Source organism: Actibacterium ureilyticum (genome assembly GCF_002285435.1).
Taxonomy (GTDB): domain Bacteria; phylum Pseudomonadota; class Alphaproteobacteria; order Rhodobacterales; family Rhodobacteraceae; genus Actibacterium_C; species Actibacterium_C ureilyticum.
On record NZ_NSBT01000037.1, the window covers coordinates 943,640 to 966,361 of the forward strand.

Here is a 22,722-nt window from a genome sequence, read left to right on the forward strand (position 1 = left end):
ATGTCTGATACCGTTCGCGATAAGGCCAAGCAGGCCCTGGCCGAGGTCGAGGAGATCACCGCCGTGATCCTGCCCGAACCGGCGGGCGATGTGGTCCCCCTGGCGGCCGCCGAGGCCCCCGTCGCCGGCGAGATCCGCAAGCGCATGGACGAGATCGACATGTCCAACACCCAGTCGATCATCGAATTCGGATCCTCCGCCCAGGCCGAGTTGCAGGAAATCAGCCAATCGATGCTGGCCGATGTCCGCAACAAGGATGTCGGCCCCGCCGGTGACAACCTGCGCGACATCGTCACCACCATCCGCGGCTTTTCGGTCAGCGAACTGGATGTGCGCCGCAAGCGCAGCTGGTGGGAACGGCTGCTGGGCCGCGCCGCGCCCTTCGCCAAGTTCGTCGCGCGTTACGAGAACGTGCAAAGCCAGATCGACAAGATCACCGACAACCTTCTGGGGCATGAGCACAAGCTGCTGAAGGACATCAAGTCGCTGGACAAGCTCTATGAGAAGACGCTCGATTTCTATGACGAGCTGGCGCTTTACATTGCGGCGGGCGAGGAGAAGCTGGCCGAGCTGGACAACACCATCATCCCCGCCAAGGATGCCGAGGTTCAGGCCGCGCCCGAGGACCAGCAGGTCATCAAGGCGCAGGAGCTGCGCGATCTGCGCGCCGCGCGCGACGACCTGGAACGCCGGGTGCATGATCTGAAACTGACCCGCCAGGTGACGATGCAGTCGCTGCCGTCGATCCGGCTGGTACAGGAAAACGACAAATCGCTGGTGACCAAGATCAACTCGACCCTGGTCAACACCGTGCCGCTTTGGGAAACCCAGCTGGCGCAGGCGGTGACCATCCAGCGCTCGCGCGAGGCGGCCGAGGCCGTGCGCGAGGCGACCGACCTGACCAACGAGCTGCTGACCAGCAATGCCGAGAACCTGAAAGAGGCCAACAAGGTCGTCCGCCAGGAGATGGAGCGCGGCGTTTTCGATATCGAGGCCGTCAAGCACGCCAACGCCACCCTGATCGACACGATCGAGGAAAGCCTGGCCATCGCCGACGAGGGCAAGGCGCGCCGCGCCGCCGCCGAGGTCGAGTTGAAGAAGATGGAGGCCGAACTGCGCGATACGCTGGCCGCCGCCAAGTCACGGCGCGACGGTGTGGGCGATACCGCCGGCACCTCGGTTCCGCGCAGCTGACGCGCCGACGCGACGAATGAAACGGATCCGCGCCGCCATAATCGGTTGTCTTGCCCTGATCGCGCTGGGGGCCTGCGAATTGCAGGACCCCGGCAGCGGCACGGTCCCGCCCCCGGCCGAACCGGCCAAGCCCGAACCCCCGACGCCACAGCCCCCGTCAAAGGCCAGCCAATCCATCGCGCGCCATTTCGCCAGGGTACAGGCGGACCTGGTCGCGCGCGGCTTGCTGCGCACCGATGGCGGCGGGCCGGACGTGCCCTTCGACGCCAAGATGCTGGCCGAGGATTTCGTCCGCATCGCGCTTTACGACGAATATGTCACCAATGGCGGGGTGCTGGTCGCGCGCGAAACCGAAAGCCGCCTGCGCCGCTGGAAGGACCCGATCGCCCTGGGCGTGGTCTTTGGCGATTCCGTGCCCGCCGCCAAGCGCGCCAAGGACAAGGCGATCATCGCCAGCTATGCCGCGCGGCTGCGCCGAGTGTCCGGGCACCCGATCTTCGTGGTCCCGCCCGAACACGCCAATTACCACCTGCTGATCCTGAACGAGGACGAACGCCGCGCCCTGGGCCCGCGCCTGCAGGATCTGGTGCCGGGGGTCGACGATACCGTCATTCGCACCATCACCCAGATGCCGCGCTCGACCTTCTGCCTGGTCTTCGCCTCGTCCGAGGGCGCCTCGCCCAACTACAAACAGGCGGTCGCGGTCATCCGGTCGGAACACCCCGACCTGCTGCGCAAATCCTGCATCCACGAGGAGCTGGCCCAGGGCATGGGCCTGGCCAACGACAGCCCGCAGGCACGGCCGTCGATCTTCAACGATGACGAGGAATTCGCACTGCTGACAACGCATGACGAACTTCTGCTGAAGATGCTCTACGATCCGCGCCTGCGCCCCGGCATGACCCCGGACGAGGCCCGCCCGATCGTTCAGGCGCTCAGCCGTCAATTGCTGGGCGGCGAAAGCTGACCGGCCCGAAACCGAACACACAGCAACCCGACATGCCGGGAGGTAACCATGGGTATTTTCGATTTTCTGTCCGGTGAATTCATCGACGTCATCCACTGGGTCGACGACACGCGCGACACGATGGTCTGGCGCTTCGACCGCGAAGGGCACGAGATCAAATACGGTGCCAAGCTGACCGTCCGCGAGGGCCAGGCCGCCGTCTTCGTCCACGAGGGGCAGCTGGCCGATGTGTTCACGCCCGGGCTCTACATGCTCGAAACCAACAACATGCCGATCCTGACCACGCTTCAGCATTGGGATCACGGGTTCAAATCGCCCTTCAAGTCAGAGATCTATTTCGTCAACACCACGCGGTTTGCCGATCTGAAATGGGGCACCAAGAACCCGATCATGCTGCGCGATCCGGAATTCGGCCCCACCCGGCTGCGCGCCTATGGCACCTATACGGTCAAGGTGAGCGATCCCGCGCGCTTCCTAGTCGAAATCGTCGGCACCGACGGCGAATTCACCATGGACGAGATCAGCTATCAGATCCGCAACATCATCGTGCAGGAGTTTTCCCGCATCATCGCCTCTGCCGGTATCCCGGTGCTGGACATGGCCGCCAATACCGGCGCCCTGGGCAAGCTGGTTGCGACCCATATCGCGCCGGTGCTGGAACAATACGGGCTGACCATCCCCGAGCTTTACATCGAAAACATCAGCCTGCCCCCCGCGGTCGAAGAGGCGCTGGACAAGCGCACCTCGTTGGGGATGGCGGGCGATCTGGGCCGCTTCACCGAATATTCCGCGGCCGAGGCGATGACATCGGCCGCCCGCAACACCGGCGGTGCGGGGGCCGGGATCGGCGCGGGCATCGGCATGGGGCTTGGCATGGGGCTGGCGCGCCAACTGCCGCAATCGGGCCCTTGGGGCCCGGTCACCCCCGACCAGCCGCAATTGGCAAAGATGCCCACCGCGGCCCAACTGCCGCCCCCCGCCCCGGTCGAACATGTCTGGCACATCGCCGAGGCCGGCCAGACCCGCGGCCCCTTCTCCAAGGCCGACCTGGGCCGCATGGCGCTGGACGGCAGCCTGACCCGCGACACCCATGTCTGGACCCCGGGCCAGGACGGCTGGCAAACCGCCGACGAGGTCGCCGAGCTCGCGCAGCTCTTCACCATCCTGCCCCCACCGCCACCGGGGGCGTGATATACCGCTTCTTCTTGGCCGAAATACTCCCGCCGGAGGCATGAAATCAAAATGGCCCTGCGCCCGTTTCCCGCGCCTGACGATGCGATGCAGGAACACCGCTTTCCCTGCGACAATTGCGGGGCCGATTTCCGGTTCGATCCCGAAACCGGCGATCTGGCCTGTGATCATTGCGGCAACCGCCAACCGATCGAGGGGTCGGGCCATTTCACTTCCGCGATCCGCGAGCTTGACCTGCGCACCGCGTTGCAGGCCGCCCTGCCCGAGGCCGAGATCGAGGAAACCCGCGTCCTGTCCTGCCCCAATTGCGGGGCGCAGGTGGAATTCGATGCCGACACCCATGCCGCCGAATGCCCGTTCTGCGCCACGCCCGTGGTCACCGATACCGGCACGCACCGGCATATCAAACCCAAGGCCCTGCTGCCCTTCGCGCTGGACGAAGGCACCGCGCGGCAGGCCATGAGCGACTGGCTGGGCCGGCTTTGGTTCGCGCCAAACGGGTTGCAGCAATATGCACGCAAGGGGCGCCGGATGCAGGGGATCTATGTGCCCTATTGGACCTTCGACGCCGACACGCGCAGCGTCTATCACGGCGAACGCGGCACGGTTTACTATCAGACCCGCACCGTCACCCGGAACGGCAAGCGCCAGCAGGTCCGGGTCCAGAAAATCCGCTGGACCCGCGCCTCGGGCCGGGTGGCGCGGTTCTTCGACGACGTGCTGGTGCTGGCCAGCCGGTCGCTGCCCAAACGGTTCACCGACGCGCTGGAACCCTGGGATCTGGCCGCGCTGGAACCCTATCGCCCCGAATACCTGGCGGGCTTCCGGGCCGAGGGTTACACGGTCGAGCTTGAGGACGGGTTTGGCGAGGCGCGCCACCACATGGACCGCATGATCGAACGCGACGTGAAATTCGATATCGGCGGCGACCGGCAGCGGATCCACAGCCTGGATACCAGCCTCAGCGATGTGACCTTCAAGCATATCCTGCTGCCGGTCTGGCTGGCGGCCTATAAATATCGCGGCAAATCCTATCGGTTCGTCGTCAATGGCCGCACGGGCCGGGTGCAGGGCGAACGCCCCTATTCGGCCTGGAAAATCGCCGCCGCGGTGATCCTGGGCCTGATCGTCGCGGCGGCGGTGGGCTATGTCTTTGCGCTGAACCAAGACGCGGGCGGCTGGGTGCCGCGCTAGCCCTGCCGAAATGCGCGGAAAACCGGTTCCGGGAACCTTGACCAGTGCTGGAATTCGCTCCACCGAGCGGGTTGAAAAAATAGGAGGGAAGCGGCAATGCGCGCAGTTGTTCAACGGGTATCCGAGGCCCGCGTCAGCGTGTCCGGTCAGGTGGTCGGGCAGATCGGCGCGGGGCTGGTGATCCTGGTCTGTGCCATGCCGGACGACACCGCCGAAACCGCGCGGGCGCTGGCGGCCAAGATCGCGAAGATGCGGATCCTGGCCGATCCCGACGGCAAGATGAACCTGTCGCTGCTGCAGACCGGCGGCGGGGCGCTGGTGGTCAGCCAGTTTACCCTGGCCGCCGATACACGCCGCGGCAACCGGCCGGGCTTTTCCGCCGCCGCGCCGCCCGATCTGGGCCGGGCGCTGTACCGGGAATTTGCCGCGGCCCTGCGTGCCTTGGGCATGCCCACCGAAACCGGCCGGTTCGGCGCCGACATGCAGGTTTCGCTGACAAATGACGGGCCCATCACGATCTGGCTGGACAGCGACGGCTGACGGGCGCCCAAAAATTAACCATTTGCCCACCCGCTGGACGATTTTGCAGCGTCAGCCGGGGTGTTTCGACGAAACAAGTTGCAGCCCGCTGCTCAAATCCTAGGCTTGACCCATGACGGACGAACCCCATTTCTTTGACGAAATGCGTAAGGCAGACAACGCACCGCGCGCGCCTTACCAAGGCTTCAACAACTGGTTTTCGGGCGAGGATATCAGCCGGCTGCAACGCAAATCGCGCGAGGCCGAGCAGTTCTTTCGCAAGACCGGCATCACCTTCAACGTCTATGGCTCGGGCGAGGCCGATGAGCGGCTGATCCCCTTCGACATCGTGCCGCGCATCATCTCGGCGCAGGAATGGGCGCGGCTGACCAAGGGGATCGAACAGCGCGTGCGCGCGATCAACGCGTTTCTCTATGACATCTATCACCGGCAAGAGATCCTGCGCGCGGGCCGCATCCCGACCGAGCTGATCGCCCGGAACGAGGCGTTCCTGCCGCTGATGATCGGCGTGGCACCGCCCGGCGGGATCTATACCCATATCGTGGGCGTCGATCTGGTGCGCACGGGCGAGGATGATTTCTTCGTGCTCGAGGACAATGCCCGCACGCCATCGGGCGTGTCCTATATGCTGGAAAACCGGGAAACCATGCTGCAGATGTTCCCCGAACTGTTCAGCAAGATCAAGGTGCAGCAGGTGTCCGATTACCCCACCCGGCTGCGGCGGTCGCTGTGCGCCGCGGCGCCGCCGGCGACCACCGGCAAGCCGGTGGTGGCGGTGCTGACGCCGGGGCTGCACAACTCGGCCTATTTCGAACATTCCTTTCTGGCCGATCACATGGGGGCCGAGCTGGTCGAGGGGCACGATTGCCGCGTGGTCGACGGGCGGATCGCCATGCGCACCACGCGCGGCTATCAGCCCATCGATGTGCTCTATCGCCGCGTAGACGACGATTTCCTGGACCCGCTGAACTTCAATCCCGACAGCATGCTGGGCATTCCGGGCATCATGGATGTGTACCGCTCGGGCGGGATCACCATCGCCAATGCGCCCGGCACGGGCATCGCCGATGACAAGGCGATCTATAGCTACATGCCCGATATCGTGGAGTTCTATACCGGCGAAAAGGCGATCCTGAAGAACGTGCCGACCTGGAGATGTTCGGAACCCGATGCGCTGGCCTATGTGCTGGATCACCTGGACGAGTTGGTGGTGAAAGAGGTCCACGGCTCGGGCGGCTATGGCATGCTGGTGGGGCCTGCCGCGTCCAAGCGCGAGCTTTCGGCGTTCCGCGCCAAGCTGACGGCGCGGCCCGGCAACTATATCGCGCAGCCGACGCTGGCGCTCAGCACCTGCCCCATCCTGACGAAAGCAGGCCTGGCGCCGCGCCATGTTGATCTGCGCCCGTTTGTTCTGGTGTCGCCCGAAAAGGTGGATATCACGCCGGGCGGTCTGACCCGCGTGGCGCTGAAAAAGGGATCGCTGGTGGTGAATTCCAGCCAGGGCGGCGGGACCAAAGACACCTGGGTACTGGGGGAGTAACGGGTCATGCTGGGCAAGACGGCCGGTGGCATTTTCTGGATGTTCCGCTATCTGGAGCGGTCCGAGAACACCGCGCGCCTGATCGAGGCGGGCTTTCGCATCGCGTTGACGCGCCCGGATTCGGCGCAGGACGAATGGGCCTCGGTCCTGCAATCGGCCAGCGTACGCGACCTCTATGACCAGCACCATGACGACTATGACGCCAGCCAGGTGGTCAACTTCCTGCTACGCGACAAGGCCAACCCGTCGTCGGTCCTGAGCGCGTTCGAGGCGGCGCGCAACAATGCCCGCATGGTCCGCACCGCCCTGACCCAAGAGGTGTGGGAGGCCGTGAACGAAAGCTGGATGCAGCTGACCGATGCGCTGCGCCGCCCCGTGCGCGAGGCCGACCTGCCCGAGGCGCTGGGCCTGATCCGCCGTCACAGCGCGCTGGTGCGCGGGGCGACCCACGGCACGATGCTGCGCAATGACGTGTTCGATTTCGCCCGTGTGGGCACATTCCTGGAACGCGCCGACAACACCGCGCGCATCCTGGATGTGAAATACTATGTGCTGCTGCCGTCGATCACCCAGATCGGATCGTCGCTGGACAATGTGCAGTGGGAAACCATCCTGCGGTCTGTTGCGGGCCAGCGCTCGTACCGCTGGCTGCACGGCACCGATATCAGCCCGCGCGGCATTGCCGAGTTCCTGATCCTCGATTCGCGCATGCCGCGTTCGTTGGCGTTCTGCGTGTCCAAGATGTCGGGCAACCTGGGCTATCTGCAATCGCAGTATTGCGAGGACTGTCCCAGCTTTGCCAGGATGCAGGTGCTGCGCGATCAATTGAAGGAAACCGAGATTGATCATGTGTTCGAGATGGGCCTGCACGAATTCATCATCGGCTTCCTGCGCGACAACGCCGATCTGGCCGCCCAGATCGAGGAGGATTTCCGTTTCAATGGCTGACGCATGCTTCTGAACCTGACACACCGCACCCGCTACAGCTATGAACGGCCGGTCACCTATGGGCTGCAGCAATTGCGCCTGACGCCGAAATCGCGCCAGACGCAAAAGGTGCTGAGCTGGGAGATCGAGATCACCGGCGGCGCGATCGAGCTGCAATTCGATGACGAGCATATGAACACCGTCACGCTGATCAGCTTCGACGGCGATGGCCACACGATCGAGATCGCCTGCCACGGCCAGGTCGAAACCACCGACACATCGGGCGTGATCGGCCAGCACAAGGGCGACGTGCCGCTGTGGCTGTTCGAAACCCCAACCGACATGACCCGCGCCGGCAATGCCACGCGCAAGCTGATCAAGGGGCTGAGCGCCGAATTCGACGATCCGATCGCACGGATGCACGAGCTGTCGCGCCGGGTCCTTGAGGCGGTCAAATATGAGCTGGGCCACACCCACGCCCTGACCAGCGCCGAGGATGCACTGGCCGCCGGGCATGGTGTCTGCCAGGATCACGCGCATGTCTTTCTGGCCGCCGCCCGCGCGATGGGCGTGCCCGCGCGTTATATCTCGGGCTATCTGATGATGAACGACCGGGTGGAACAGGATGCCTCCCACGCTTGGGTCGAGGCGCATATCGACGGCATCGGCTGGGTCGGCTTCGACATTTCGAACCAGATCAGCCCCGATGAACGCTACGTCAGGGTGGCCACGGGTCTGGACTATCGCGGTGCGGCCCCGATATCGGGTATCCGGATCGGCGATCACGGCGAAGAAGCGCTCGAGGTGGACATACAGGTCCAGCAATAAGATGATCGGCGCAACAAGCGGCAAGGCGGGCCCATGACCTATTGTGTTGGCATGATGTTGAATGCGGGACTGTTGTTCATGTCCGATACCCGCACCAATGCGGGCGTCGACAACATCTCGAGCTTTCGCAAGATGCAATGCTGGTCGGAACCCGGCCAGGCGGTGATCACCGTGATGACGGCGGGCAATCTGGCCACCACCCAGGCGGTGATCAGCCTGTTGGACGAACGCAGCAAGGCGAAAGAGGACCGCAACCCGTCGATCCTGGAACAGCCGTCGATGTTCCGCGTTGCACAGCTGGTGGGCGAGACCCTGCGCGAGGTCATCGCCGAACATGCCGACGAAGGCCAGCGCGCCGACAGCTCGTTCAACGCCACGATGATCGTCGGCGGCCAGATCGGCAATGGCGCCCCCCGGCTGTTCCTGATCTATCCCGAGGGCAATTTCATCGAAGCCTCGCCCGACACGCCGTTCTTTCAGATCGGCGAAACCAAATACGGCCGTCCGATCCTGGTGCGCGCCTATGATCCGGACATGAGCTTTGCCGAGGCGGTGAAGCTGTTGATGGTGTCCTTCGATTCCACCATCAAGGCGAACCTGTCGGTCGGCCTGCCGCTGGATTTCCAGACCTATCGCACCGACAGCCTGACCCCCGATCCGATCCGCCGGATCGAACGCGACGATCCTTATTACGAAACGATCTCGGACGGTTGGGGCGATGCGCTGCAGCTGGCTTTCAACAGCCTGCCCCCGTTCCAGATGCCCGAGGACGGCTGAACGCCGCCCTTTCGGCGCCCCGAAAACGGCCCGGCACCCGCGTGGCGCCTGGCCGCTTGTCATCCGCTCTCAGGGATGAAACAAAGACCGTGGAATTGCGCCCCGGCCCTTTCGTTTCACAGGAGAGTTGATCATGAAAGACCTTGATAACACTGGCTTTGGTCCGTCGCTGGCCGCTTTCGACTGGGCCGATCCCTTCCGTCTGACCGATCAGCTGGACGAAGACGAACGGATGCTGGCCGATGCCGCCCATGGCTTTGCCCAGGACGTTCTGTTGCCGCGCGTGACCCAGGCCTATGCCCAGGAAACCGTCGACCCCGAAATCTTTGCCCTGATGGGGCAAGCCGGTCTGCTGGGCAGCACCATCCCCGAGGAATTCGGCGGGCTGGGCGCGGGTTACGTGACCTATGGCCTGATCGCCCGCGCGGTCGAACGGGTGGACAGCGGATATCGGTCGATGATGAGCGTTCAAAGCTCGCTGGTGATGTATCCCATCCACGCCTATGGCTCGGACGCGCAAAAGGCGAAATACCTGCCGGGCCTGTCCAGTGGCGAACTGATCGGCTGTTTCGGCCTGACCGAACCCGATGCCGGATCGGACCCCGCGGGCATGAAGACGCGCGCCGAAAAGATCGACGGCGGCTATCGCCTGACCGGCTCGAAAATGTGGATTTCCAACAGCCCGATTGCCGATGTCTTTGTCGTCTGGGCGAAATCGGCGGCCCATGACGGCAAGATCCGCGGCTTCGTGCTGGACAAGGGCCTCAAGGGCCTGTCCGCGCCCAAGATCGAGGGCAAGCTTTCCCTGCGCGCCTCGGTCACCGGTGAAATCGTTCTGGACGGGGTCGAGGTCGGCGAAGACGCCCTGCTGCCGGGGGTCGAGGGGCTGAAGGGCCCGTTCGGCTGTCTGAACCGCGCCCGCTATGGCATTGCCTGGGGCACGATGGGCGCGGCCGAGGATTGCTGGCTGCGCGCCCGCGACTATGGTCTGGACCGCAAGCAGTTCGGCCGCCCGCTGGCCCAGACCCAACTGTTCCAGAAGAAACTGGCCGACATGCAGACCGAAATCACGCTGGGCCTGCAAGCCGCGCTGCGCGTGGGCCGGTTGATGGACGAAGGCAAGGCCGCGCCCGAGATGATCTCGATGATCAAGCGCAACAATTGCGGCAAGGCGCTGGATATCGCGCGCATGGCCCGCGACATGCATGGCGGCAATGGCATCAGCCAGGAGTTCCACGTGATCCGCCACGCCGCGAACCTGGAAACGGTGAACACCTATGAGGGGACCCATGACGTGCACGCGCTGATCCTTGGGCGGGCACAGACCGGGCTTCAGGCGTTCTTCTAAGTCATGGACCGCACCCGGATCGTCGAGGAGAATTTCCTGACCCGCGTCGCGACCGGGGATTTCCCCGCAGGCGGCGATCCGGTCGCGGGGCTGGGCGATGACGACGCCGTAGGCCTGTTCCGCGCGCAGGTGCTCAGCCGGGCGCTGGACCTGGAAGCACGCGCGATGCAGAAGGCGGGCCAGGGGTATTACACCATCGGTTCGTCCGGGCACGAAGGCATGGCCGCTGTTGCGCACGCCCTGCGCCCCACCGACCCCGCGTTCCTGCATTACCGCGACGGTGCGTTCCAGATTGCCCGCGCGGGTCAGGTGCCGGGCCAGACGATCCTGCGCGACATGCTGCTCAGCTTTGCCTGTTCGGCCGAGGACCCGATCTCGGGCGGGCGGCACAAGGTGCTGGGGTCCAAGGCGCTGTGCATCCCGCCGCAGACCTCGACCATTGCCAGCCACCTGCCGAAAGCGGTCGGCGCGGCCTATGCCATCGCGGCGGCCCGGCGCAACCGGCCCGAACATGCCGAATACGCCGATGATGCGATTGCGGTGGCGACATTCGGCGATGCCTCGGCCAACCATTCCACGGCGCAGGGCGCGTTCAACACCGCCGGCTGGACCAGCTTTCAATCCGCCCCGCTGCCGATCCTGTTCGTGTGCGAGGATAACGGCATCGGAATTTCGGTCAAAACGCCGAAGGGCTGGATCGCGGCCAGTTTCGCGCAGCGCCCCGGCATCCGGTATTTCCATGCCGACGGGCTGAACATCTATGAGACCTATGCCGTCGCGCGCGCGGCGGCCGATTACGTGCGCACCCAGCGCAAGCCCGCCTTTCTGCATCTGCGGACCGTGCGGCTTTACGGCCATGCGGGCGCGGATGTGGCGACCAGCTATCTGCCCCGGGCCGAGGTCGAGGCGGATGAGGCCAACGATCCGCTGCTGCATTCCGCCCGGCTTCTGGCGGCGACCGGCGCGCTGGCGCCCGACGCGGCGGTGAATATCTATCACGACACACGGGCCGAGGTTGCCCAGGCCGCGCAGGAGGTCATCACCCGCCCTCGCCTGCGAACCGCAAGCGATGTGATGGGCAGCCTTGTGCCCCCTGCCCGCGCATGCGCCGCCACGAACGGCCCGACGGACGACGCCCGCGCCGCGGCCTTTGGCGGGGATCTGAAATCGCTTGCCGAGCCGCAGCCGATGAGCCGCCTGATCAACTGGGCGCTGACCGATCTGATGCTGGACCACCCCGAGATCACGTTGATGGGCGAGGATGTGGGCCGCAAGGGCGGCGTCTATGGCATCACGCAAAAGCTGCAAAATCGCTTTGGCCCGGACCGGGTGATCGACACGCTGCTGGACGAAACCTCGATCCTGGGGCTGGCGATCGGTATGGCGCAGAACGGCTTCATCCCGATCCCCGAGATCCAGTTCCTGGCCTATCTGCACAATGCCGAGGATCAGTTGCGGGGCGAGGCCGCCACCCTGCCCTTCTTCTCGAACGGGCAATACACCAACCCGATGGTCGTGCGGATCGCCGGGCTGGGGTATCAGAAGGGCTTCGGCGGGCATTTCCATAACGACAACTCGGTCGCCGTGCTGCGCGATATTCCGGGGCTGATCCTGGCCTGCCCGTCGAACGGGGCCGATGCCGCCCGGATGCTGCGCGAATGTGTCCGGCTGGCGCGTGAAGAACAGCGGCTGGTGGTGTTCCTGGAACCCATCGCGCTTTACCCGATGCGCGATCTGGATGCGCCGGGCGATGGCGGCTGGATGCATCCCTATCCCGCGCCGGACGAACGGATCGGGCTGGGCGAGATCGGCCAGCATGGCGATGGCACCGACCTGGCGATTGTCAGCTTTGGCAATGGCGTCTACCTGTCACGTCAGGCGCAGGCGCGGCTGCTGGCCGAGGGGGTTGCGGCCCGGGTGATCGACCTGCGCTGGTTGTCGCCCCTTCCCCGCGCCGCTCTGCTGGAGGCCGTGCGCGACTGCGCCCATGTGCTGATCGTCGATGAAACCCGCCGCTCGGGCGGGGTGTCCGAGGCGCTGATGACCCTGATGGCCGAGGATACGGATATCCCCACCCGCCGCATCGCGGCCGAGGACAGCTTCATCGCCACCGGCCCGGCCTATGCCGCCACGATGCCGTCGGCCGACACCATCCACGCCGCCGCCCGCGCGCTGATTGCCGGGCAAAAGCAATGACACGACAGGAGCCGAAGATGACCCATGCAGATGTTTTGAAAGCCGCCGGACTGACCGAGGCGGAATTGCAGGGCGGCACGCTGGCGGTGCAGTCACCGATTGACGGGGCCGTGGTGGCGCATGTGCACGAAACCGGGCCCGAGCAGATGCCCGACATTATCGCCCGCGCGCAGGCGGCGTTCAAAGCCTGGCGCAGCGTGCCCGCCCCGCGCCGGGGCGAGTTGGTCCGCCTGCTGGGCGAGGAGCTGCGCGCATCCAAGGAGGAACTGGCCGCCGTCGTAACGCTGGAAGCCGGCAAGATCCTGTCCGAAGGCCTGGGCGAGGTGCAGGAGATGATCGACATCTGCGACTTTGCCGTCGGCCAGTCGCGGCAGCTTTACGGGCTGACCATCGCCTCGGAACGGCCCGGTCACCGGATGATGGAAACCTGGCACCCGATGGGGCCCTGTGGCGTGATCACCGCGTTCAACTTCCCCGTCGCGGTATGGTCGTGGAACACCGCGCTGGCGCTGGTCTGCGGCGATCCGGTGATCTGGAAACCGTCGGAAAAAACCCCGCTGACCGCCATGGCCTGCATGAAAATCCTGGACCGCGCGCTGGCCCGGTTCGGCGACGCGCCCGACGGTCTGGTGCAGCTGGTCATCGGCGGGCCCGAGATCGGCGCGGCGCTGGTCGCCTCGACCGATATCCCGATCCTCAGCGCGACGGGATCGACCCGGATGGGCGGCCAGGTGGGGCCGCAGGTCGCCGCGCGCTGGGGCCGCCCGATCCTGGAACTGGGCGGCAACAATGCGATGATCGTGGCCCCCTCGGCCGATCTGGAAATGGCCGTGCGCGCCATCGTCTTTTCGGCGGTGGGCACTGCCGGGCAGCGCTGCACCTCGCTCCGCCGGGTGATCGCGCATCATTCGATCAAGGACGATCTGGTGGCGCGGCTGACGGCGGCCTATGCCAGCCTGCCCATCGGCGATCCGCGCGACGCCGCCACGCTGATCGGGCCGCTGATCGACCAGGCCAGCGCCGACCGCATGGCAGCGGCCCTGTCCGATGCCACGGCGCAGGGCGGCACGGTGCATGGCGGCGGCGCGGCCGATTGCGGGATCGGCGGTGCCTATGTCCGGCCCGCGATCGTCGAGATGCCCGCGCAGACCGAGATCGTGCGCACCGAAACCTTTGCGCCGATCCTGTATGTCATGGGCTATGACGATCTGAACGCGGCCATCGCGCTGCAAAACGACGTGCCGCAGGGGCTGTCATCCTGCATCTTCACCCTGAACCTGCGCGAGGCCGAGGTGTTCCTGTCCGCCGCTGGCTCGGATTGCGGGATCGCCAACGTCAATATCGGGCCGTCGGGGGCCGAAATCGGCGGGGCGTTCGGCGGCGAGAAGGAAACCGGCGGCGGGCGCGAAAGCGGCTCGGACGCGTGGAAGGGCTACATGCGGCGCCAGACCAACACGATCAATTACTCAGCCGAATTGCCGCTGGCGCAGGACGTGGTGTTCGACATCTAGGCGTGATCTGCCCCGGCGCAGCGTCGGGGCATATTCCTGTTGCCGTGGGGCGGCCCGGTGCGGCTAAGCTGGCGCAGCACCAACAGGACGACCCGATGCCCGACAGCCCGGCGATCTTTCCCGCCACCGAATACGCCGCCCGTGTCGCGCGGCTGCAATCGGGACTGCATCGGGCCGGGATCGACGCGCTGCTGCTGACCACACCGGCGGATGTGTTTTACGTGACCGGTTTCCTGACCCGGTTCTGGGAAAGCCCCGCGCGGCCCTGGTTCATCGTGGTGCCCGCCCAGGGCGATCCGGTCGCCGTGATCCCGGCCATCGGCGCTGAGCTGATGGGACGCACCTGGATCAGCGATATCCGCACCTGGCCCGCGCCCGACCCGCAGGATGACGGCGTCGGGCTGCTGACCGATACGCTGGCAACGCTGGTCCCCGAAGGCGGGCAGATCGGCATCCCGATGGGTCTGGAAACCCACCTGCGGATGCCGCTGGCCGATTACCACCGCCTGCGCGACCTGCTGGCCCCGCGCCGGTTCGTGGATGCGACCGCATTGGTGCAGCGCGTGCGCGAGATCAAGTCCGAAGCCGAGATCGCCAAGATCCGCGCGACCTGCGCCGTGGCGGACCGGGCCTTTGCCCGCGTGCCGGAATTTGCCGGGGTCGGCCGACCGCTCGACCGGGTGTTCCGCGATTTTCAGATCGCGCTGCTGCAGGAAGGCGCCGATTGGGTCAGCTATGTCGCCGGCGGCGCGGGCCCCGGCGGTTATGGCGATGTGATCTCACCCGCCGATGCGCGGCCACTGGCGCGCGGCGATGTGCTGATGCTGGACACCGGCGCGGTGCGCGACGGGTATTTCTGCGATTTCGACCGCAACTTTGCCATCGGCGCCGCCAGCGATGCCGCCAAACGCGCCCATGCGGCACTGTTTGCCGCGACCGAGCGTGCCTTGCGCGATCTGCACGCGATCCTGTGGGATGCGCTGATTGCCCGGGACGCCACGCCACTGGACGGGCGGCTGGGGCACGGTCTGGGCCTGACGCTGACGGAATGGCCCTCGCTGTCGGCAAAGGATAACACGGTGCTGCGGACGGGGATGGTGCTGACGCTGGAACCGGGCGTGGAAATCGAGAAGGGCAAGATCATGGTGCATGAGGAAAACATCGCCCTGCGCGACACCGGGCCGGAACTGCTGTCGCAACGCACGCTCGACACCCTGCCCGAGATCGACACATGATCCGCGCGCCCTATCGCCTGGCCACACCCACCGGCGCGACGTTGGGCCTTGTGGTGCTGCAATCGGATGAAACGGTCGAACAGGACATCCGCCGGCTGTTTCCCTACCCGGATACCGCGCTGCATTTCACGCGCATCCCCTCGGGCGCGGCGGTGACGCCCGAAACACTGACCCAGATGAAAACCGACCTGCCGCGTGCGGTATCACTGTTGCCGCCATCGGCCAGCTTCGACGTGATCGGCTATGCCTGCACCTCGGGCGCGACGATGATCGGGGCGGCGGCCGTGCATGCGCTGGTCGCCGACAATGCCCGGACCCGCGCCGTCACCGACCCGTTGACCGCCGCGCTGGCCGCGCTGAACAGCCTGCAAGCGCGCAGCATCGCCATCGTCTCGCCCTATATCGACACGGTGGCCGCGCCCATGCGCCGCGCGTTCGAGGCCGGCGGGATCAACGTGCGCGAAACCGTATCCTTCGGCGAAGAGACCGAGGCCCGCGTCGCCCGGATCGACGCCGCATCGATCCGCGACGCGGCGCTGCTGGCGGCCCGGACGCCGGGCATCGACGCGCTGTTCCTGTCCTGCACCAATCTGCGCACGCTGGACGTGATCGACGATCTGGAAGACCGGCTGAACCTGCCGGTGCTGAGCAGCAATCAGGTGCTGGCCTGGCACATGGCCGTTCATGCCGGGTTGCCGCTGCCCGGCCTTGGCCCGAGACGGCTGTTCCGACAATAAGGGCGGCCGTGAGCGGGTGGATTCGCTCGCCAGGCGCCACGCGCCCCAGCCAACAAAGGCAGAAATTGCGACCGTAATGCGCACAGTCCGCGCGCAATCGGGATAAAAACGATGCAATTGCGATCTGCGGGCGGATGCTGCGCACGCGAGACTGGACAATCCGCCACCGGGGTTTCCACCATGGAAACGGTGTAAGGGGTCCAGCCAGACCGATTCCGATCGGTCCGCGTTGCCAGATCAGGCATTTCCTTGAAAGGCCATTAAGCCATGCACTTCGACGTTGCAGAGCCAATTCGTGTCATTTCCTCGGCCTCCCGCCGGCCCAGCGATCACAGTGCGACGCGGGAAACCGAAATCTCGTCGCTTGAGACGCTGTTCGAAATCTCGAAGATCCTGACCGGCGCGGTCGATCCCGTTGCCGCGATGCCGGGGGTGTTTTCCGTGCTGTCGTCCTTCATGGGGCTGGAGCACGGATCGCTTGCGCTGATCTCGGAACCCGATACCCGGCGTGGGGCGCGGCCCGGGCAGAACCCGTTCATCCTGGCCGCCACCGAACACGGCACGGCTGAGAACCTGTCGCGCAAGACGCCGCGCCCGAACCGCGCGGTCGAGATGGTGATGCTGACCGGTGTGCCGCTGGTGTCGCTTGATATCGTCGGGGAGTTCGGCCGCGATGCGCTGCCGCCGCGAGTCGACCCGGGCAAGCACGCGCTGATCGCCGTACCCGTGCGCGCCGAGCCGCATCTGCCGCTGGTCGTGGGGGTGCTGACCGTCTATCGCCCCTTTGTCGATGACCCCGCGCGCGAGGTCGCCAACGATCTGCGGGTCATGTCGATGATCGCCTCGGTGCTGGAACAGTCGCTGCGGTTCCGCCGCGCCGTCGCACGCGACCGCGAACGGCTGTTCCGCGAGGCCGGCAATGCGCTGAAGGCCGCGCAGGAGGTTCACGAGCCCGTCGAGCCGCTGGCGCCCGAACAGGGGATTGTCGGCGAAAGCCCGGTGATCCTGTCGGTGATCAAACGCATCCGCAAGGTGGCCAAGACATCGGCCCAGGTTCTGCTGCGTGGCGAAAGCGGCACCGGCAAAGAGCTGTTTGCGCGCGCCATCCACCAGCTGAGCGACCGCGCCGACAAGCCCTTCGTCAAGGTGAACTGCGCCGCGTTGAGCGAAACCCTGCTGGAGACAGAGCTGTTCGGGCATGAAAAGGGCTCGTTCACCGGCGCCACGACCCAGCGCAAGGGCCGGTTCGAACTGGCCGATGGCGGCACGCTGTTCCTGGACGAGATCGGCGAGATCAACCCCGAGTTCCAGACAAAGCTGCTGCGGGTCCTGCAAGAGGGCGAGTTCGAACGCGTGGGCGGCACCAAGACGCTGAAGGTCGATGTCCGCCTTGTGACCGCGACCAACCGCGATCTGGAAGCCGATGTCGCGCAGGGCAAATTCCGCGCCGACCTGTATTTCCGGATCTGCGTCGTGCCGATCCAGCTGCCGCCGCTGCGCGAACGGCCCGAGGATATCCCGGAGCTTGCCCAGACCTTCCTGACCCGTTTCAACCAGGAAAACGGCACCTCGATCGGGCTGTCGCATGACGCGCTGGACACGCTTGTGGGCTGCCGGTTCCCCGGCAACGTGCGCGAGCTGGAAAACTGCGTCAACCGCAGCGCCGCGCTGTGCGAGGGCGATGTGATCCGGGAACAGGACATGGCCTGCACCCAGGGCACTTGCCTGTCGGCCCTGCTGTGGCGGATGCAGAACAACTCGATGACCCCCATCGAAAGCCTGTCGGCGGGCGAGGTCGTCTTTCCCGCCACGCCCAACACCCCCAACCCGCGCGCCACGACGCCGCGCGCGCCGGTGCAGCCGCGTAAATCCACCAATACCGAACGTGACGAACTGATCCAGGCCATGGAACAGGCCGGGTGGGTTCAGGCCAAGGCGGCCCGGCTTCTGGGCCTGACGCCGCGCCAGATCGGCTATGCGCTGAAAAAGCACAATATCGAGATCAAGAAGATCTGATCCGCCCCCCCCGGCCCCTTTCCCATTTTCTGTAATTGTCGATGTCGGTTTCGCGACGGCTTTGTCGGCCCCGCAACGGGCGCGCAAATATTATCCCCCTGATTTCACGTGATAATATCTTGGCACGCCCCTTGCTTTGATCCTTTCAGGAACACGCGTAGTCAGAAAGGAACAGCGCATGACAGAGAATGTTATCTCGCTTGGCGGTCTGCAGGTGACAAGCCGCGACGCCCTCAGCAAGGCCATGGAAAGTTCCGGCTGCGAAAGTTCGGCCTGCGGCACATCGGACGGCCCCGCCGACATGGCGCCCGAGGTCTGGGAAAAGGTCAAGGATCACCCCTGCTATTCCGAAGAGGCGCATCACTACTTCGCCCGCATGCACGTGGCCGTGGCGCCGGCGTGTAACATTCAATGCAACTACTGCAACCGCAAATACGACTGTGCCAATGAAAGCCGCCCCGGCGTCGTGTCGGAACGACTGACCCCCGATGGCGCGGCCCGCAAGGTGATCGCCGTTGCCAACGAGATCCCCCAGCTGTCGGTGCTGGGCATCGCCGGCCCCGGCGACAGCGCCTATGACTGGCGCAAGACCAAGGCGACATTCCAGCAGGTGGTGCAGGATCTGCCCGACATCAAGCTGTGCCTGTCCACCAACGGCCTGGCCCTGCCTGACCACGTGGACGAGTTGATGGATATGAACATCGATCACGTCACCCTGACAATCAACATGATCGACCCCGAGATCGGGACGAAGATTTATCCCTGGATCTTCTATGACCACCGCCGGATCGAAGGGCTGGAAGCCAGCCAGATCCTGCATGAACGGCAGATGCAAAGCCTGGACATGCTGTCCGAACGCGGCATCCTGGTGAAGGTCAATTCGGTGATGATCCCCGGCATCAACGACAAACACCTGCTGGAGGTCAACAAAGAGGTCAAGAAGCGCGGCGCGTTCCTGCACAACATCATGCCGCTGATCTCGGACCCCGCGCATGGCACCGTCTTCGGCCTGAACGGCCAGCGTGGCCCGACCGCAGCCGAGCTGAAGGAACTGCAGGACGCCTGTGCCGGTGGGGCCAACCTGATGAAGCATTGCCGCCAGTGCCGCGCCGACGCGGTCGGCCTGCTGGGCGAGGATCGCGGCCAGGAATTCACCATGGATCAGGTGCCCGAGCAGGTCACATACGATCCCAGCAAGCGCGAGGCCTATCGCGAATGGGTGGCCGAGGAACGTGGCGAACGCCGCGCTGCCGCGCAGGAGGCCAGGACCGAAACCGCCGCGGCAGTCACCAGCGACGCCGATGCGATGCTGATTGCCGTGGCCACCAAGGGCGGCGGCCGGATCAACCAGCATTTCGGCCATGCGACCGAATTCCAGATTTTCGAGGTCGACGCCCAGGGCGTGCGCTTCGTCACCCACCGGCGCTGCGACAATTACTGCGTCGGCGGCTATGGCGAAGAGGACAAGCTGGAGCTGGTGATCAAGACGCTGGAGGGGATTGACACGATCCTGTGCGCCAAGATCGGCGATTGCCCGCGCGAGGATCTGGCCGCCGCCGGGATCGAGGCGATCCAGGACTATGCCTATGACTATATCGAAACGGCGGTCTCGGCGGTCTATCGCGCGCGGATGGGCCAGCCTGCAACCGAAGCCGAAATCGCCTGATCCCCAAGGCGCTTGTCAGGAAAGGAAGCCCCGATGGCCCTGAAGATCGTCGTTGAAAACTGCACCGTGTGCGGAGCGTGCGAATTCGAATGCCCCAACGCCGCGATCACCTTCGCCGATGACACCTATGTCATCGATCCCGACCTGTGCACCGAATGCAAGGGCCACTATGACACGCCGCAATGCGTGGCGGTCTGCCCGGTGCCCGAAACCTGCGTTCCGGCCTGAGCCGATGCCCGAGGGTCCCGCCCCCGTCGACTGGCAGGGCACCGCGCTGGATTGCGCACGGTGCCGGTTCCGGGCGCGCCTGGACCTGGGGCGCTGCGGCTTGCGATGGGCCTGTGTGCATGACCGCTATGCCAAGCGGATCGAACGGTTCTTCGTGCTGAACCCGGAACTGGCCGACGATTGTCTACGCATGCCCTATTTCGAAACCCGCATCAACGCGGCGCGGGTGGCCACGCTGTTCCGCCTGCCGCCGCTGCTGAATGATCCCGATGCCGGGGTGCGGGCGATGGCGGTGCTGCGCCTGCCGGTCAGCCACGCGCGACGGCGGATCAAGGATCCCGACCGCCGAGTGCGGATCGCGGTGGCCCATCGCCTGCCATCGGACGAACTGCTGCCGATGCTGTCCGATCCCGACAATTACGTCCGTCAGATCGCGGTGCGGCGGGCCGAACCCGGCACCCTGCCCGCCCTGCTGGGCGACGCAGACCCCGAGATCCGCCGCGTGATCGTGCGCCGCATCCGCCCCGACTGGCTGACCGCGTTCATCACCGATCCCGATCCGCTGGTGCGGCGCGACGCCGCCCATCGCATCGCGCCCGAACGGCTGCACGGGTTTGCCGCCGATCCCGATATTCGGGTGCGCCACGCGGTGGCCGAACGCGCGCCCCGCCCGGTGCTGGAAACCCTGCTGCACGACCCCGAGGCGCTGATCCGCGAAACCGCGGCCGAACGGCTAGCCGCCCCCACACAGGAGACACCCCATGTCGACCGATGACCGCGAGATCGAGGTCTATAGCCCGCCTGTCTTTCTGCCGGGGGACAAGGTGGTTTCGAAGAAGAACGTCAAGAATGACGGCACCATGTTCGGCAAGGAGATCGGCGAGGTCGTCGTGCGCAAGGGCGATGTTGGATACGTCCGCGATATCGGCACGTTTCTACAGCAATTCTACATCTATGCCGTCGACTTCATCGAGCGCGGTTCGATCGTCGGCATGCGCGCCCGCGAATTGACCAGCCTCGCCGAACCGGCCACCGAAAAGGAGAAGACATCATGAAGATCATGGTTCGCAAGACCCCCAAGGGCACCGAGGTCTATGTGCCCAAGAAAGACCTGGAAGAGATGGTGGTCGAAACCGAAAAGCCGGGCCTGTGGGGCGGCTGGGCGCGGCTGTCGAATGGCTGGATGCTGGAAATGCCCGCCTTTCCCGAGCCGCCCAAGATGCCGATCACCGTCGATGCCCGGCGCCTGGCGGATGCGGAGTGACGAAGATGAGCGATATGGACAAGCTGAACGCCGCATTGGATGCCGTCGCCGCAGGCCGGATGATCCCCTATCTCGGGCCCGGCATCGCCGGGTTGAGCGATGCGGTTCCAGCCTCGCCCGAGGCGCTGTGCGCGCGGATCGAGGCCGAGGTGCGGGTGCCGAAACGGTCCACCGGCAACCTGTGGTCCGCTGCGCAATATGTCGAAAGCCGCAAGTTTCGCGCCACGCTGGACGACATCATGCACCGCGCCTTTGCCCCCGGGCTGGGACAGGCGAACGCGGTGCACAAGGCGCTGGCGGCCATGCGCCCGCCGATGATCGTCGACACCTGGTATGACGACGGGATGCTGGCGGCGCTTGACGGGCAATCCGGCTGGGGCTGGGTTCAGGGCGTCAGCCGCAATGGCGAATGGATCGAGATCTGGACCCGAACCTATGCCCCCGACGGGACCGAACGCGCCGAAGGCCCCGACAGCGGCTGGGAAACGCTGGTCTACAAACCGCACGGCATGGCGCGCAAGGGGTCGAGTTTTCTGATGTCGGACAGCGACTATGTCGAGGTCCTGACAGAGATCGACATCCAGACCCCGATCCCGGACGAGGTCCGCACCCGCCGCACCGACCGCGGCTTTCTGTTCCTGGGCTGCCGGTTCGACGACCAGATGCTGCGCATCTTCGCGCGCCAGATCGCCAAGCGGTCGGGCGGCCAGCATGTCGCGGTGATCGAGGGCGAGCTGACCCGGATGGAACGGAAATTCCTGGACGAGCTGAACATCACCCGGCTGGACCTGCCGGTATCGGCCATCACGGACGCGCTGGCCGCCACGGTCTGATGCCCGCCCCGCCGCACCCCGAACGGCCCGTTGCGCTCCCGTCGGCGCAGCGGGCTTTTCTTATGGCGTTGGGCCCTGAACAGGTGGATTGCGCGATCGCGGTCATGCTGAAGATCCTGGACGGCAAATGCCGGATGCCCCCGCCCGAGGCGCGGATCATGACCGGCGTCTATGAGCTGTTGCGTGACAGGTCCGGCGCGCGCCTGGGCGCGGACAGTCACCGCCTGATCGACCGGGCGCGGGCGGATCGCGACATGCCGCGCCGTCAGATCTATGAGGCGCGCGTTCTGGCCGAAACCCGCATCTCGCGCCCGGTGATGAAGGCGTTCAAGGCCGCCCTGCGCGATGCCCGCGTCCTGCCGGACAAGACCCCGCCCGCCCCGGCCGACAGGCCCTGACCGGCCGGCCGCGCGAATGTCGGGGAAATGTTGCGTTCAGCACATTGGACCGATCCGGCGAAACCCCGGCAACCACCTGAAAAACAACAGTTTCACACGAAACCGGGCTTGGCACGCTTGCTGCTTCTAACC

General features: G+C 65.5%; 22 protein-coding genes. All 22 read left to right on the forward strand.

Features of this window, described 5'->3' with window-relative positions; translation table 11 throughout:
* The 22 genes from CLM60_RS17675 (at position 1) to CLM60_RS17780 (ending at position 22,590) form a co-directional block, all read left to right on the forward strand.
* Complete coding sequence (locus CLM60_RS17675) at positions 1–1,194, forward strand: toxic anion resistance protein (RefSeq protein WP_095590409.1); 1,194 nt, start codon at positions 1–3, stop codon at positions 1,192–1,194.
* A 16-nt stretch (positions 1,195–1,210) separates the two neighbouring features.
* Positions 1,211–2,161, forward strand: coding sequence for a DUF2927 domain-containing protein (locus tag CLM60_RS17680; protein WP_095590410.1), 951 nt, complete (start codon positions 1,211–1,213; stop codon positions 2,159–2,161).
* 48 nt (positions 2,162–2,209) lie between these two features.
* The gene (locus CLM60_RS17685) at positions 2,210–3,352 is read left to right on the forward strand and encodes an SPFH domain-containing protein (protein ID WP_095590411.1); all 1,143 of its coding nucleotides are present in this window, start codon (positions 2,210–2,212) and stop codon (positions 3,350–3,352) included.
* Between the two features lie 51 nt (positions 3,353–3,403).
* Complete coding sequence (locus CLM60_RS17690; RefSeq protein ID WP_095590412.1) at positions 3,404–4,546, forward strand: TFIIB-type zinc ribbon-containing protein; 1,143 nt, start codon at positions 3,404–3,406, stop codon at positions 4,544–4,546.
* Between the two features lie 96 nt (positions 4,547–4,642).
* A complete protein-coding gene (gene dtd / locus CLM60_RS17695) occupies positions 4,643–5,086 on the forward strand; it encodes a D-aminoacyl-tRNA deacylase (RefSeq protein WP_095590413.1) in 444 nt (147 codons plus the stop codon).
* Positions 5,087–5,198: 112 nt separating this feature from the next.
* Positions 5,199–6,626: a circularly permuted type 2 ATP-grasp protein gene (locus CLM60_RS17700; protein WP_095590414.1), complete on the forward strand. Its 1,428-nt coding sequence runs from the start codon at positions 5,199–5,201 to the stop codon at positions 6,624–6,626.
* A gap of 6 nt (positions 6,627–6,632) precedes the next feature.
* Complete coding sequence (locus CLM60_RS17705) at positions 6,633–7,574, forward strand: alpha-E domain-containing protein (protein ID WP_095590415.1); 942 nt, start codon at positions 6,633–6,635, stop codon at positions 7,572–7,574.
* A 3-nt stretch (positions 7,575–7,577) separates the two neighbouring features.
* On the forward strand, positions 7,578–8,381 hold the full coding sequence (locus CLM60_RS17710; protein WP_095590416.1) for a transglutaminase family protein: 804 nt from the start codon (positions 7,578–7,580) through the stop codon (positions 8,379–8,381).
* A gap of 33 nt (positions 8,382–8,414) precedes the next feature.
* Entirely contained in the window at positions 8,415–9,158 is a 744-nt protein-coding gene (locus tag CLM60_RS17715; protein ID WP_095590417.1) for a proteasome-type protease, read from the forward strand.
* A 133-nt stretch (positions 9,159–9,291) separates the two neighbouring features.
* The gene (locus tag CLM60_RS17720; RefSeq protein ID WP_095590418.1) at positions 9,292–10,506 is read left to right on the forward strand and encodes an acyl-CoA dehydrogenase; all 1,215 of its coding nucleotides are present in this window, start codon (positions 9,292–9,294) and stop codon (positions 10,504–10,506) included.
* Positions 10,507–10,509: 3 nt separating this feature from the next.
* Entirely contained in the window at positions 10,510–12,702 is a 2,193-nt protein-coding gene (locus CLM60_RS17725; RefSeq protein WP_095590419.1) for a thiamine pyrophosphate-dependent enzyme, read from the forward strand.
* Positions 12,703–12,719: 17 nt separating this feature from the next.
* Complete coding sequence (gene amaB, locus CLM60_RS17730) at positions 12,720–14,213, forward strand: L-piperidine-6-carboxylate dehydrogenase (protein ID WP_095590767.1); 1,494 nt, start codon at positions 12,720–12,722, stop codon at positions 14,211–14,213.
* 95 nt (positions 14,214–14,308) lie between these two features.
* The gene (locus CLM60_RS17735; protein ID WP_095590420.1) at positions 14,309–15,448 is read left to right on the forward strand and encodes a M24 family metallopeptidase; all 1,140 of its coding nucleotides are present in this window, start codon (positions 14,309–14,311) and stop codon (positions 15,446–15,448) included.
* Complete coding sequence (locus tag CLM60_RS17740; protein WP_095590421.1) at positions 15,445–16,185, forward strand: maleate cis-trans isomerase family protein; 741 nt, start codon at positions 15,445–15,447, stop codon at positions 16,183–16,185. Before CLM60_RS17735 ends, CLM60_RS17740 begins: the two co-directional genes overlap by 4 nt.
* A gap of 267 nt (positions 16,186–16,452) precedes the next feature.
* A complete protein-coding gene (nifA, locus tag CLM60_RS17745) occupies positions 16,453–18,201 on the forward strand; it encodes a nif-specific transcriptional activator NifA (RefSeq protein ID WP_095590422.1) in 1,749 nt (582 codons plus the stop codon).
* A gap of 178 nt (positions 18,202–18,379) precedes the next feature.
* Positions 18,380–19,867 (forward strand): nitrogenase cofactor biosynthesis protein NifB, encoded by a 1,488-nt coding sequence (nifB, locus tag CLM60_RS17750; protein WP_095590423.1) that lies wholly within the window; start codon positions 18,380–18,382, stop codon positions 19,865–19,867.
* Between the two features lie 33 nt (positions 19,868–19,900).
* A complete protein-coding gene (locus CLM60_RS17755; protein WP_095590424.1) occupies positions 19,901–20,095 on the forward strand; it encodes a 4Fe-4S dicluster domain-containing protein in 195 nt (64 codons plus the stop codon).
* 4 nt (positions 20,096–20,099) lie between these two features.
* Positions 20,100–20,870, forward strand: a complete 771-nt coding sequence (locus CLM60_RS17760; protein ID WP_095590425.1) for a 4Fe4S-binding leucine-rich repeat protein — start codon at positions 20,100–20,102, stop codon at positions 20,868–20,870.
* Complete coding sequence (locus tag CLM60_RS17765; protein WP_095590426.1) at positions 20,857–21,150, forward strand: nitrogen fixation protein NifZ; 294 nt, start codon at positions 20,857–20,859, stop codon at positions 21,148–21,150. The genes CLM60_RS17760 and CLM60_RS17765 overlap by 14 nt, the downstream gene beginning before the upstream one ends.
* Positions 21,147–21,359 (forward strand): putative nitrogen fixation protein NifT, encoded by a 213-nt coding sequence (gene nifT / locus CLM60_RS17770; RefSeq protein WP_095590427.1) that lies wholly within the window; start codon positions 21,147–21,149, stop codon positions 21,357–21,359. The genes CLM60_RS17765 and nifT overlap by 4 nt, the downstream gene beginning before the upstream one ends.
* A gap of 5 nt (positions 21,360–21,364) precedes the next feature.
* Positions 21,365–22,192, forward strand: a complete 828-nt coding sequence (locus CLM60_RS17775) for an SIR2 family NAD-dependent protein deacylase (protein ID WP_095590428.1) — start codon at positions 21,365–21,367, stop codon at positions 22,190–22,192.
* A gap of 62 nt (positions 22,193–22,254) precedes the next feature.
* Complete coding sequence (locus CLM60_RS17780) at positions 22,255–22,590, forward strand: hypothetical protein (protein WP_095590768.1); 336 nt, start codon at positions 22,255–22,257, stop codon at positions 22,588–22,590.
* Positions 22,591–22,722: the final 132 nt, after the last annotated feature.